This window comes from Schumannella sp. 10F1B-5-1, from assembly GCF_006517535.1.
In the GTDB taxonomy this organism is placed as follows: Bacteria; Actinomycetota; Actinomycetes; order Actinomycetales; family Microbacteriaceae; genus Schumannella.
In genome coordinates this window covers 1-244 of the sequence record NZ_VHQH01000202.1, presented here as the reverse complement: position 1 = coordinate 244, position 244 = coordinate 1, and the positions used below count along the sequence as shown (strand labels likewise).

At 69.3% G+C, this 244-nt stretch carries 1 protein-coding gene; it reads left to right on the top strand.

Annotated elements, in window-relative coordinates; all coding sequences use genetic code 11:
- Window positions 1-244 (top strand): substrate-binding domain-containing protein (locus tag FJ658_RS15435; protein WP_141146236.1); only part of this gene is annotated, 244 nt, incomplete at both ends.

The following is a 244-nucleotide window of genomic DNA, read 5'->3' as shown; positions in this document are numbered from 1 at the left end:
ACGACGCTCGCGGCCAAGGCCGAGACCGACGCCGCCAAGTCCGCGATGGAGGCGGAGGGCTGGGAGGTCGTCACCCAGGACCCGAAGGGCGACGCCGCGCAGGCCAACACGATCTGCACGCAGTTCATCACCCGCCAGGTCGACGTCATCGTCATCTCGGTGTTCGACACCACGCAGATGGCCCAGTGCATGACGGGGGCCGCGAGCGCCAGCATCCCGGTGTTCTACCTCGCGGGCTCGCTGC